We start from the raw sequence: 13,025 nt of genomic DNA, 5'->3' as shown, positions 1-13,025 counted from the left end.
CGCCGTCCGGCGACGCCCCGTTTGCCTGGGGATCCTCCTGTACTCGGTGGCCCACCGATAGAGGTCCTTCACACCGCTCCAGGTCCGGGACTCCGTGGTGGCCGCCTTGTCGCCACTGGGAATGTGGAAATAGGCATCCCACGAGTTCATGGGGCCAGCGAAGATTCCGGTCACCGACCCTCGCATGTGCCACTTGTTGAAATAGCCGCCGCCACGCGAATAGTTGAACGGACCGTAGAAGACGAATCCCGTAATCGTCAGGTCAGCCGATCCCTCCCAGGTGCCCGAAAGATCTCCGTAGGTCATTTCCGTCGACATCTTGACACTGATGTCCCCGTTGCCGGTCACCATGTCTATGTTGATGTTGTCCACATACACGGCGGAACACGTCACCGGAACACCGTCGGCGTCCTGGCCCACGATCTGCGCGACCTGGACCAGACCGCGGTAATGCGTGATGCCGTCGGCGTCCGTGAACTGGCGCCCGGGATCGATGGTGGTGACGGATTCCGTGCCGGAGACTGGGATCTCGATCGATTGAGCCCAGACGCTGCCCGCGAGAACCGCCAAGCCGAAGACCAGGACGGTGACACCGAGGGTCAGATTTCTTCGCTTCATGTCGTGACTTTTTGAAAGATCGAGGGTGGGGTCACCGACCCATTGCACGGGTTTGGCGACCTTTGACAACCCAAGACGGAGGAATGGGAAAAAGCGAACAGGAAAAGCAAGGCTGTCTGCAGATTTTCGCGACCTGGTCGATACATGGCGCCCGGCCACTACACGGTGAGGTTTCCCGTGGATGGATCATCCGAGAACATGCCACAAAGGATCGCGGATCGGAAACGATCAGTGGACTGGGCCGGAACGAGCACGCGCAGCCTCCTCGACCGGGCCCAGACGGGTGATGAGCAGGCCCTGGAAGTGATCCTCGCACGCTACTTGCCACGTCTGATGCGATGGGCGACCGGCCGGCTGCCGCGGGCCGCCCGCGACATCGTCGATACGGGCGACCTGGTCCAGGATTCCCTCATCAAGGTCGTCCGTGCCTTGGGCGGATTCGAATCGCAACGACCGGGTGCCTTTCCGGCCTACCTGCGCAGGACCGTGCTGAACCGACTTCGTGACGAGGCACGAAGGGCGGCCAGCAGGCCGCGGATGGTCGGCCTCCATGGTGCCGAGAAACACCCCGCGCCAAGTCCCCTCGAGGAAACCATGGGGAGCGAATTGGCGGCCGACTACGAGGCGGCCCTAGATCGCCTGAACGGCGACGATCGGGCGGTCCTCTTCCTGAGGATCGAGATGGGCATGAAGTTCGCCGAAATCGCGGAGGCGCTGGACAGACCCAGCGCCGATGCGGCCAGGATGGCTGTCAACCGGGCCGGAATCCGGTTGGCCAAGGGAATGAGTGATGTGCGACGACCCTGAACGCGACTCCGCTCCAGAGATCTGGGCCGTGACCGATGCGGTCCTTGCGGGGCGCGCCGTTGACTGGGAGGCTGCCGCCGGAGCCACGTCGCCGGATCAGCAACGGGTCCTGCAGGAAATGAGACGGATTGCCGACGTCATCGCGGCGCATGAGGAGCAGCAGAATTCTCCGGGAGAACCGTTGCTGGATTCCCGGTCGGGCGAGGAGACCTGGGGTCCCCTTGTGATCCTCGAGAAGATCGGCGAGGGCGCCTTCGGCGATGTCTACCGCGCGCGGGAGCCGCGCCTGGATCGCCAGGTGGCGCTCAAGTTCTTCCGCCCGCACCGGCTGAGTTCGGCACAGTTGTCGTCCGACGTCATCGAGGAGGGACGGCTGCTGGCGCGGGTTCACCATCCCAACGTGGTCACGGTCCACGGGGCGAAGCACCTCGACGGGCGGATCGGGATCTGGATGGAGTTTATCGAGGGGACCACGCTGGAGGAGATCGTCGCAGAGCACGGGCCATTGAGCGCCGACGAAGCCCTGGCGATCTGTCGCGATCTGTGCCGGGCCCTGGCCGCGTTGCACACGGCAGGCGTGCTCCACCGCGACATCAAGGCCCGCAATGTGATGCGCGAGCCGAGTGGCCGCGTGGTCCTGATGGATCTCGGGTCAGCTGCGAGATCGAACATGAGATCCCGATCCGGCAATACGGGACGCCGCTCTACGCGGCGCCGGAGGTCTTGCTCCATGGCGAGGCGGGCCGTGATCTGGATCCTTCCTCACTCGACGTCGGCGTCGAGGCGCTGGTGTTGTTCTGGACCGGTCGTGTCCAGGAAGCCATTCCGCTGTATCGTCTGGTGCTGGAATCAAGCCCCGAATCCTGGTACCACAATACACAACTGGGAGGGGTCCTCTGGTTCGGTGGTGACGCGGAGGCGGCCGAAACCTATCTGCGAAGAGCGATCCAGCTCTCGGGTGGGGAAGAGGCGTTCCCTCTCGGTTTACTGACGCATGTTCTCATTCGAACCCACCGTGAGGGTGAAGCGAACGAACTGATCGAGCACCTTGATACGCTCGCCCGGAAGCGACCCGTGTCGTACTACCACCGGATGACGCCCTGGCTCGGACTCGAACGCTACGACAAGTGGGGACCTCTTCTCGACAAGGCCATCGAGGAACGCGATTCCTTCCTGGTCATGATCAGACCGGGGGTTGTCTACGACGGCTGGCTGGCCGATCCTCGATTTTCAGGACCACTGCGGCGGGTCGGGCTGGTGGATTGATGACCGGGGGGGTGGGAGACCTGCCGCGGACTGCGGGGCGTCCCGAGCAGACACCCCGCAGGTCGTTGACTGCTGGCCTCGCGACGACCCGGCCATTGCCGGCGGCGCAGTCCGCCATTCCGGCAATGGTGAATCCCGTGATCGGCGAGCCCTACTTCACCACGCACATCTTCCGCGTCACGACGTCGCGCTCGGTGCGCAGGGCATAGAAGTACGTCCCGGCCGCGACGCTCCGCCCCGCATCGTCGCGAGCTTGCCACACGGCTTCGTGCCGCCCGGCGGGCATCACCCGGTCGACCAGCGTCGCCACCAGGCGGCCGCGCACATCATGGACCGTGAGCCGCACTCGCATCGTGGCCGGCACGCTGTAGTCGATGCGCGTCAACGGGTTGAACGGGTTGGGCGCGTTCTGTGCCAGTTCGATCCGGGCGGACGGCGTCCGCGGCTCGACCCCGACGGTGTGGAGGAATGGAACGACTGCCCAGGGATCGAAGACCACGTACTCGTTGACCGAGTCACCGGCACCGGGGCCCGCCCCGCCAGGCCCCGACGGGTCGCCCCACCAGTTCTCACGGGCAGAGACAGCGATGTTCTCGTCGGTGTTGCAGACACCGTGCTGTGGGTGGCCGGCAATATCGTTATGGACGACGACTGGGTTGCCGCCCGTGGTCGCTCCGGGTGCGGGCCCGATCGTGCAATAGATTCCGCATCCGGAATTGTCGGCGATGGTGCAGTTGCGGATCGTCGGTCCCGACTCGTTCAGACACTGGATACCGCCGCCCTCGAATCCATTGAGCAGGTTGTTCCTGATCACGCAACCATCGATCAGCGACGAATCGCGGTCGGCGCTGGCGATCCCCCCACCGCCGTATCCATCACAGTTCAAGGCGGAGTTCTCGATCACGTCGTTGTACAGGAGCATCGCTTGGCTCTGGGTACAATCGATGCCGCCGCCCATGTTCTCGGCCGTGTTGTCCGCGACGGTGTTGTACGCCACGTAAGCCGCGGCATGGAAGAGCGAGATCCCGCCGCCGTTATAGGCATGGTTGTCGGTGATCTCGTTGTCGACCACTCGGGATTCGGCGCCGGTGTGGATCATGATCCCCCCGCCGATTCCGCCGCCCTCGTTGTTGGTGATCCGATTGCGGTAGATCCTCGGCATGGCCTCGCGGCAGCCGATGCCGCCACCGCCGGTCAGGCCCCAGGCGACGAAATTCAGGCTGATGACGTTGTCGACGATCAGTGCGGCCGAGCCACCACGGCAGGAAATCCCCCCGCCGGAAACCGTGGCGGTATTCTCGCTGATGACGTTGCGCACGATCGTCGGCGACGAGCCTTCGTCGCAGAGGATGCCGCCACCGCGTTCGGCCTGACCGTTGCGAATTGTGAAGCCCTCGATGCGGGTGGCGAGTCCGACTCCGGAAGTGACCGTGATCACCGAACCGGAGAGGGTACCGTCGATGGCGGTCGTCTCGGTGCCATACTCGCTAACCAGGCGGATCCCATCGGTCGCCGGCCAGACGAGGTTCTCGTAGTAGGCCCCCTCTCCGACCAGAATCGTATCTCCGGTGGCGGCGAGGTCCAGCCCGGCCTGGATCGTGGGCGCGTCGCCCGTACCGTCAGCCAGGATGTAGTAGATGGCCGCCGGCGCCTGAGTCGCCCCAGCCAGCGGCAGGATGAATAGGGTGATCATGATCACGAATCGTTTCATGACGCTCTCCTTCAGAGGGGACGGCATCGGCGGCTCGGACACCAGGATGACGCCCGGTCAGGGGTGGACAGCAGCCAGCCGGTCAGTCCGAGGCCCCGGTCAGGGCACGGACTGCGGGTCTGGCGCCGCTCATGTGGAGAGACGTTGAAAGCGAAGGAAGCGAACAGGCCGGGCAGGAGGAGATCCGAATCCGGCGGGAATTCATCGACCGGCGAAGTGTCGCTCGAGCACGGTTCGTCGGAATTCAGAAGCTGACCTGACCCCGCAACATCACCAACCGCCCCAGCTCTGGCGCCCCGATCCACTCCTGGTGCCGGTTGTCCAGGATGTTCTGCGCCTCCACCGAGATCCGCACCTCCGGCGACCACGCGACCCGCCAGCCCAGGCCCAGGTCGACCACCACGTACGTGCCGATCTGTCCCGCGTACACGCCCGACCCCACGGGGTACGACTCCACCCAGCGCCCCTGCGCCAGCCCGTCGAACCCGCGGCCGGCATCCCGATACGAGAGCCCGAGCGAGGCCTTGTTGAGCGGCACGCTCAGGATCTGGTCGCCGATCTCGGGCATGACCGCGATGTTCTTGTCGAGCCACGAGTAGGAAGCTGACAGCAGCAAGGTCTGGGAGAGCCGCGCTTCGATGGCCAGGTCGGCGCCCCAGTTGGTGAACGTGCCCCCCAGTTCGTTGACCAGCAGGACCTCGGCCGTCTCCTGGCCGTCCGGCACCACGGTGCCCAGCGGGATGCCCGCCGCGGCGGCCGCCACGGCCGCCGCCTGCTCTGCGGGCAAACCGCCCACGGTCTCGAGGTAGGATTGCAAGTCCGCCTGGTTCAGGAACACGTTGGGGTTCAGGGCGCGGGTCTCGCTGTAGTAGTTGTCGATGTGGTTGCGATATAAGTCGAAGCTCAGGAAGAGACGGTCGCCGATCTCGCCCTTGTAGCCGATCTCCATGGTGTTGCTGATGATCCGCGAGACTGCGGGGACATCCGTCAGCTCGGTCGCATTCATCGTCCCGGAGAAGCCGCCATTCTGCAAGTCGAGGGCACGCAGGTCGGTACCCACCTGGCTCGCGTCGGGCGCCGGCAGTCCGCCGAGGTCGATGCCGGCGTCAGCCAGGATCTGGACCAACGCCGGCCACATCAGGGTGGCGTCGGTGGGGAGCAGGGCTGTGGAGCCGCCCGCGTACAGGGGCGAACGCACGCACGGACCACCGCCGCATTCCTGGCCGAAGGTGTAGCCGTTCTTGGCGAAGCCCACCACGGTGAGGTCCATCCCGGGCATGATCGAACCCGCGGGCATGTCGACGAAGATCTCCGGCGCCGAGGGCGAGTTGAAGGCGCGGTTCCAGGTCAGGCGCAAGGCCTGCGAAGGCGCGGGCCGGAAGACCGTGCCCAGGCGCGGCGAGAGCACGACGTCGTCGATGCGGTCGTGGTAGTCCACACGGAGGGCGGCGATGATGTCCCATTGGGACGACAGCGCCGTGTTGGAACTGACGTATCCGCCCAGCTCGGTCACCACGTCGTCGTTCTCGTTGCGCCCCATGACCGTGCCGAAGGTCCGGGGATCAGTGCGGCGGGCGTCGAGGCCGTACACCAGTTGCGACCGTGCGGCCACGTCCGTGCCGTGCTGGACCTGGGCAGCGAGGACGCGGGAGTCGTCCTTGAGCGGCAAGCCGGTCCGCAACGCGTAGGTGTCGTCGGTCTTGCTGAAATTGTAGAAGAGGTTGAGCAACAGGCGGCCCGACATCAGGCGTCCCTGGAGGAAGGAGTTGTGCGTGTTCCGGTACTGGACGCCACCGAGAGAGTGGTTGATGTCGAGGTTGTTGCCGTAGGCGGTGCCGGCGGTCAGGACCGCGGTGGTGGACGGAGAGAGGCGCCAGTCCAGCCGCGCTTCGCCGGCGAGGTTCTCGATGCGGTTGTCCCGCCGCCCGATCAGCAGCGTGTCGGGATCGGCGCCGGCGGTGATGGCAGCGGCCCGGTTCTGCAGTTCGACGGGATCCACGTACTCCCAGTCATCGGCCGCGAGCCCGCGCCCGGAGATCTTGAAGGCGAGCTTGTCGCTGACGACCGCGGCGTGTCGGAAGGTGCCCTGCACCATGGAACGCTCGCCGCCCGCGACCGAGACCATGGTTCCCGGCGAGTCGAACGGCGAACGCGAGATCATGTGGATCACGCCCTGGCAACTGTTGGGACCATACATGACGCTGCTCGGACCGCGCACCACCTCGATGCGCTCGATGTCGTCGGCGCTCGTGGGCAGCATGTAGGTGTTCGAGTAGTCGTAGACCGGCATGTGCGCGAAACGATAGTCGGTCAGGAGCAGCGGTGTGATGGACATGGTCCAGCGGATGCCGCGCAAGGACAGGTTCCGCTGGAACAGGCCCTTGCTCGCGCAGTCGACGCCGGCGACGTTCTGGGTGAGGTCGAGCGGGGTCAGCAGCGGCCGTTCTTCCATGGCGACGCGGCCGATGACGCTGGTCGAGGCCGGAGCGTCGAGACCGCGTTCCTCCCGCCGCGAGGCGGTGATCACGATCTCGTCGAGGCCCAGGGGATTGGGCTCGAGCGCGACGTTGAGGACCGCCCCGGCGAACCGGCTCGCGCGCACGTCGGGCACGGTCACGCCCGCGAAGCTCAGGCGTGAGAAGACCAGGGTGTAGGGACGTTCGGAGAGGCCGGTCAGTCGGTAGTTGCCGTCGGCGCCGGTGACCGCGCGCGCCACCTCGGTGTCGTCGTCGATCATGGCCTGGACGGTTGTGGCGGGCAGAGGCGCGCCGGTCGCGGCATCGGTGACGGTGCCCCGGATCTCGGCTGCCTCGGTTGGCGCTGCCAGCAAGATGATCGTCGAGGACGCTAACAGCACCTGCAGGGCTGTTCGGGCGATGCGTCGCATGATCTTGCTTCGATCGGTCGGGAGGTGAGCCGCGAAGGTCCTCGAGTCGATCTTGGCACGAATGAGGCGGCGATGTCAATCGCGCCCCTCCAACCACCGTCCCCGTCAGATGTGCTATGCTACCCACACCCGGTCGCCGACCGCCCCCGGCTCGAACCACGGAGAACCACCCATGCACTTCCTCACCCCTCGCCCCCCGGCCGCCGCCCTCGTCGCCATCGCGATCACGGTGCTGCTGCCCGCCGCGGCCGGCGCCCAGTGGAGCAACTGGCGGCTCAACGAGGACACGACGACTCAGCTGCAGAACGAGCAGCAGGTGGTGGTCAACCCCACGGATCCCGCCAACCTGGTGGCTGCCTGGCGCGATTTCCGCCTGGGCTACCGGCAGGTGGGCTGGGCCTTCACCCACGACGGCGGCGCCACCTGGAACAACCCCGGGCTCTTCGTCGACCCGCACTACGCCCGCGACAGCGATCCGGCGCTGACGGTGAACGCCGACGGCGACTTCTTCGCCATGCTGCTGGCATACACCGGCGACACCAGCGAGCCCAATGGCATGCTCATGTGCCGCAGCACCGACGGCGGCCACACGTGGGAGGATCGCGGCTTCGCCATCGACGGCGTGCCCGGCGTCTTCGAGGACAAGGAGTTCATCGCCTGCGACCGCTCGAACTCACTCTTCCGTGGTAGCATCTACATGGCCTGGACCCGGTTCTACGAGACGAACATCTATTGCGTCAACACCCGCGACGAGGGCGCTTCCTGGTCGAGCGAGGTCCTGGTGAGCGACGACTCCGGCAATCAGTTCCCCACGCCCGCCGTCGGCCCCGACGGCACGGTCTACGTGGCCTGGACCTCGTTCGCCGACGTCATCCGGATCGACCGTTCCTTCGGCGGCGGCGCCTTTGGAACCGACCTCACCGTGACCGATGTCTACAACGCCCACCCGACCCTCAACGGCAACATCGAATCGCCCGCCCACCCGGCGCTGGACGTGGACATCTCGGGCGGTCCGTTCAACGGCCGCGTCTACATCGCCTACATGTCGCGCGAGGGCTCCGGCGACTACGACATCTTCATCCGCCACTCCGACGACCAGGGCCAGACCTGGTCGACCTCGCGCCGCGTCAACGACGACACCTTCGGCAACGGTCGCGATCAGTTCCACGTCTGGCTCACCGTGGACAACCTGGGCACCGTCTCGGCCGTCTGGCTGGACCGCCGCCACGATCCCCAGAACCTGGCCTGGCACTGCTACGTGAGCCAGAGCACCGACGGCGGGATCACCTGGAGCGCCAACCAGCAGGTCTCCACGGCCCCGTCGCATCCGAGCCAGACGCTGGCCGCGTCGGGCGGCGACACGCGCGGCCAGGGTTCTGGCCCGCGGCCTGACGAGGCGGATTCCCGCGCCGGCGTCATCGGCGAGTACATCGGCATCGCTTGTTGGGACGGATATATCACCCCTGTCTGGGTCGACACCCGCAACGGCAACCAGGACACCTACGGTGGCGCGCTGATCTCGACCCCGGTCGACGATGCCGGCACACGGACCGTGGTGCGCATGCGGATCTCACCCAATCCCTCGAGCGGACCGTTCACCCTGGACTTCGCCGTACCGCGGGACGGCCGGGTCAGCCTCGAGCTATTCGACGTGGCTGGCCACCGGGTGCGCACGCTCGTGGACCGCAACCTGTGCGAGGGCGAGCACCGCTGCGTGTGGGACGGCCGTGACCAGGGGGGGCGGCGCGCGCCAACAGGCACCTACCTGGCACGGCTGCGGACCACGCAGGGTGTGGCGTCGCGGCGGGTGACGCTGGCGCGCTAGTGGCTCGAGTCAGTGACTCAGCGCGTTTGCCGGCACGGTCTCCCGCCCGAACCCCGGCCCGCTCCACTCCAGCTTCAGGTCGCGCCCGCCCAGGTGCTGGAAGAACTCCACCCGGAGGCGGTGGCGGCCGGCGGCCAGCGGGGCGTCGCCCCAGGCCGCGCTCGCACCGTGCAGGCCGTCGTGGTCGACGACCACCTGGTCGCCGATAAAGAGACGGCTGCCGTCGTCGCTGGTCAGCCAGAAGCGGTAGACGCCGCGGGCGGGGGTGTCGAGCCAGCCCTCCAGGACCACGCCGATGTCCTCGTCGGGGAGCCCGTCGGGAATGGCCACCTGCGCGTTCACCGAGGTTTGCGCCGCCGCGAGCGTGGACCAGTCGGGCAGGGCGTCCCAGGCTCCCAGATAGCTCCGGGCCTCGAGGCCCGCGGCCACCGGGCCGGGGGAGGCCGCGGGCCAGGGATCGAGCCGGGTGAAGACCGCCTGCCGCGTGGTCTCCTCGAGGTAGCCGGGGGCGGCGGCGGTCATGACCAGGGTCGTGGATTCGGTGAGGACGATGGGCTCGCCGTCGTAGGGGGCGAGGGCGCCGCCGGCCGTGCCCACGCGCAGACTAGCGCCGCGGTTGGGGCTAAAGAGCCGTACGCTCACCGTGTCGACGAAGGCGCGGCGGGCTACGTCCAGGCGCAGACTCGGCCGCTCGGGGCGGTCCACCAGCGGGGTGAGCGCCGGGGCGGTGCCGCGGGAGTCGGCCAGGCTGGCGGCCAGGATCACCAGATCGGGGTCGTCGGGCAGGGTCACGGTCCGGTCGGCGGATCGGACCGGCAGCGATATCCGGTAGAAGTGCGTGAAGACGTAGGGATCCCGCCGGCCCGTGGCGTCGCGGCGGTGGGTGACGACCCAGCCCAGGTCCGCCTCGGTTGTGTAGGCGGGGATCAGGCCGGCGGCCTCGTGGACCAGGTCCTCGCCCACCAGGCGGCTGTCCCACTGGCCGAAGGGGGCGCGGCCGTCGGGGATCCAGGCGGTGTGCGGCGAGGCGCCTACCGCGAAGGTGGCCTCGCGCGGCGGGGCCAGGGCGCAGATCAGGATCTGCAGACGGTCGAGGCCGGTGCGGGGCAGCGCCAGTTGCTGGCCCGCGCAGCGCAGGAGATTGGCGGCGCCCGGTTCGCGCGGACCCGTCCGGAAGGCGACCCCGTCGCAGACCAGGGTGTCGGGGATCACCGCGGCGGGCAGGGTGTGGCCCGCGCCGTCGAGGTCGCCGTCGGTGGGGTCCTGGTCGGTGCTGAGGCCATCCAGGTTCCACGGCAGGTCCAGCGGCAGCGTGCGGGTGGGTTCCAGGCCGCGTTCGGGCGTGGGCGGCGCCAGTTTCAGGGCGAAGGTGCGCGGCTGGAACGGATCGAGACGGCAGGTGAGGGCGCCGCCCTGCAGATCGGCGTCCGCGGCGGCGGTGATCTGGACCTCGTCGGCGCGCAGCTCGCGCCACTCCACGGCGGGGGCCAGCGGGGCGGCGATGACCCTGTCGACCGGCTGGCCGCTCAGCTCCTGGAGGCGGACCACCAGCCAGTCGCCGTCCTCGCTCTTCTTCACGGCGCGCACCGCCACCGCGGCGTGGTCGGGACCCTGGTCGTCGCCGAGCTGGAGCAGCGAGAGCCGGCGGCCCCAGGCGCCCTCGTGCTGGTCGGTGGCGAAGGCCAGCGGGGGCTGGTTGAGGCGGTCGGCCAGGCGCGAGACCTCGGCGTAACGCAGCGGGCCATGGCCCACCATGCCGATGGTCACGCGGTGGCGGCCCAGGTCCTGGCTCTTCTGGTCGTCGATCCAGCGCCAGTTCGCGTTCACCGCGGGGGTGTGCAGGAGGGTCAGGCGGAGCGTGCCCTCGTCGGGACGGTCCCAGCCGTGGCGGCCGTCGTTGGTGACGGTGAGCCCGAACTCTCCCGAGCGGTCGGTGACGTCGGCCCAGCGCTGGGCGGGAACCTCGTAGAGCACGGGCCGGTTCAGCCCGCGCGCGATGACGCCGAGGCCCAGGTCGTAGGTGGCCTGGGTGTCGCGGGCGCTGGTGAAGAAGGCGGCCTTCAAGAGCGTGGCCTTGGTGGACCAGTCGATGTCCAGATCCCAGTCGACGCGGTCGCCGGCCACGGTCAGGGTCTGCCGGAACACCGAGCCCGCGGCCTCGTGGAGGAAGGTCAGACGCGCCAGCACGGGACCGATCTCGACGCTGGCGGGGACGCCGCCCAGGGGGACCTCGGCGTAGGGGGCGGCCATGATGTCGTCGTGGTCGATCTCCCACGCGGCCCAGTTGGCGGGCTCGTCGTGCAGGAGCTGCAGGCGGGGCGGGCGGGACAAGAGCTCGCGGCCGGTGCGGCGGTCCAGCAGCGAGAGCAGACCCTGCGCGCCGAAGCGCAGGCGATAGCGGTCGTTCTCGAGCACGCCGGTTTGGGGGTCCCAGGTGGCGGCGGCGGGCTGGTCCACCGCGGCGGCGGCCTGGCGCAGGTCGAAGACCGCGACCCCGTTGGCGGGCACCGCCGCGCGGAAGACGACCTGCGGGGTCATGAGCTTGGGCCCGGTGGCCGTCTCGGTGCGGCGCGTGAGGATCTGCGTGGGCACCGGCTGGCCGTCGGGACCGTGGACCTGCCATTCGCCGTCGATGGGCGGCGCCGCCAGGCCCACCACCACGTCCTCGCGCGCGAAGCCCAGCGGGTTCAGCACCACCATGGGCCGGCTCGTGTCCTCGGTGTCGAGAGCCCGGGCCACCGTGCCCATGGCGGTCTCGAGGATCTGGGCGAATTCCTGCTGGCTCAGAAGCATGTCGCTCCAGCTGAAGGCGTAGGCCTCGGGGATGCTGGTGCCGGTCAGGTCGTCGTGGAAGCCGTGCCAGAGGAAGCGGGTCCAGGCGCGCTCCAGCGCGGCGTGGGGGTAGTCCTGCCCGCCCAGCCACCAGGCCAGGGTGGCGGCGCGCTCGGCGGCGTCGGCCAGCACCTCGCAGCGGCGGTTCCAGCGCTTCATGGCGGCCTGCGAGGTGTAGCAGCCGGCGCCGTGGCTGGTCATGACCAGCTCGCCGTCGTAGACCGGCAGCGTGGCGACCTGATCCGGCGTCAGCTCGCGGAAGATCTGGTCGGCGCCGGCGGCGACCACGCGCACCGGGCCGTCGGCCGCCAGGCTCCGTTCGAGCCACTGGACCGACTGCTCGTCGGGAGCGCCGCCGGTGTCGCCGGTGCCGTAGTACTTGAAGGCCAGGGGCGGGCCGCCGGCGGCCACGGTGCGCTCGATGGCGGCGATGACGGTGGAGTCGCGGGAGACGTCGGCCGTGAGGTCGCTGACGTAGGCGCCGGGGTTGAGCGCGGCCACGACCTCGTGGCCGTCGGCGCCGCGCCAGCGGCCGAGGTCGAACGGCGTGCCGTAGGCCGAGCCCCAGGTGAGCTTCTGGGTGGAGAAGCCGGTGAGGCCCGAGTGCGCCATGACCGAGGGCAGCGCGTGGCCGAAGCCGAAGCAGTCGGGCAGGAAGACGTCCACCGAGCGCTTGCCGAACTCGCGGTCGAACCAGCCGTTGCCGTAGAGCGCGTGGCGGAAGAGCGCCTCGGGCGAGGGCATGTTCACGTCGACGGCGTCGAGCCACGAACCGCACACGCGCCAGCGGTCCCGGGCGACGTACTCCTGCAGGCGTTCGTACCGCTCGGGGTAGTATTCCGCGATGAGCTGATAGCGGAACGCGCCCTCGAAGTTGAAGACGTAGTCGGGATAGCGCTCGAGGAGGGCGAAGTTGTCGTCCAGGGTCCGCAGCAGGTACTCGTCGATGGTGGTCTGGATGGTCCAGCGCCACTGGGTGTCGAGGTGGCTGGTGGCCACGGTGTAGACGGTGGGCGTGTCGGCGGCGAGGGCCGACACGCCCACGAGCAGCAGACCGGCGAGCAGGAGCGAACGCAACA

6 protein-coding genes and 1 pseudogene are annotated in these 13,025 nt (G+C 68.3%); 4 read left to right on the top strand and 3 right to left on the bottom strand.

Annotation, left to right across the window (positions count from 1 at the left end; all coding sequences use genetic code 11):
- The first annotated feature begins 795 nt into the window (after positions 1-795).
- The 3 genes and pseudogenes from IFSED24_RS08155 (at position 796) to IFSED24_RS08145 (ending at position 2,691) form a co-directional block, all read left to right on the top strand.
- Positions 796-1,425 carry an RNA polymerase sigma factor gene (locus tag IFSED24_RS08155; RefSeq protein WP_491334721.1) on the top strand — a complete coding sequence of 210 codons (630 nt, stop codon included), beginning with the start codon at positions 796-798 and terminating at the stop codon, positions 1,423-1,425.
- Positions 1,409-2,044, top strand: a pseudogene (locus IFSED24_RS08150) (serine/threonine-protein kinase); the annotation flags it as partial. The gene IFSED24_RS08155 and the pseudogene IFSED24_RS08150, both read left to right, overlap by 17 nt.
- Positions 2,045-2,148: 104 nt before the next feature.
- A complete protein-coding gene (locus tag IFSED24_RS08145; RefSeq protein WP_491335089.1) occupies positions 2,149-2,691 on the top strand; it encodes a tetratricopeptide repeat protein in 543 nt (180 codons plus the stop codon).
- 151 nt (positions 2,692-2,842) lie between these two features.
- On the opposite strand, the gene IFSED24_RS08140 is transcribed toward IFSED24_RS08145, so the two are convergent.
- Positions 2,843-4,402 carry a right-handed parallel beta-helix repeat-containing protein gene (locus tag IFSED24_RS08140; protein ID WP_491334720.1) on the bottom strand — a complete coding sequence of 520 codons (1,560 nt, stop codon included), beginning with the start codon at positions 4,400-4,402 and terminating at the stop codon, positions 2,843-2,845.
- Positions 4,403-4,646: 244 nt separating this feature from the next.
- Positions 4,647-7,289 (bottom strand): TonB-dependent receptor, encoded by a 2,643-nt coding sequence (locus IFSED24_RS08135; RefSeq protein WP_491334719.1) that lies wholly within the window; start codon positions 7,287-7,289, stop codon positions 4,647-4,649.
- A 172-nt stretch (positions 7,290-7,461) separates the two neighbouring features.
- On the opposite strand from IFSED24_RS08135, the gene IFSED24_RS08130 reads away from it, so the two are divergent.
- Positions 7,462-9,114, top strand: coding sequence for a FlgD immunoglobulin-like domain containing protein (locus IFSED24_RS08130; protein ID WP_491334718.1), 1,653 nt, complete (start codon positions 7,462-7,464; stop codon positions 9,112-9,114).
- Positions 9,115-9,123: 9 nt separating this feature from the next.
- Here the strand turns inward: IFSED24_RS08130 and IFSED24_RS08125 are convergent, their stop codons facing one another.
- Positions 9,124-13,023: a beta-sandwich domain-containing protein gene (locus IFSED24_RS08125; RefSeq protein WP_491334717.1), complete on the bottom strand. Its 3,900-nt coding sequence runs from the start codon at positions 13,021-13,023 to the stop codon at positions 9,124-9,126.
- Positions 13,024-13,025 lie beyond the last annotated feature (2 nt).

The sequence above is a fragment of the Candidatus Latescibacter sp. IFSED24 genome (genome assembly GCF_058273205.1).
This window is presented reverse-complemented; position numbering and strand designations above follow the sequence as displayed.

Bases quoted from the DNA above. Each gene is read 5' to 3' on its own strand.
- IFSED24_RS08140 (WP_491334720.1), bottom strand. From the start codon at position 4,402: ATGAAACGATTCGTGATCATGATCACCCTATTCATCCTGCCGCTGGCT.
- IFSED24_RS08135 (WP_491334719.1), bottom strand. From the start codon at position 7,289: ATGCGACGCATCGCCCGAACAGCCCTGCAGGTGCTGTTAGCGTCCTCG.
- IFSED24_RS08130 (WP_491334718.1), top strand. From the start codon at position 7,462: ATGCACTTCCTCACCCCTCGCCCCCCGGCCGCCGCCCTCGTCGCCATC.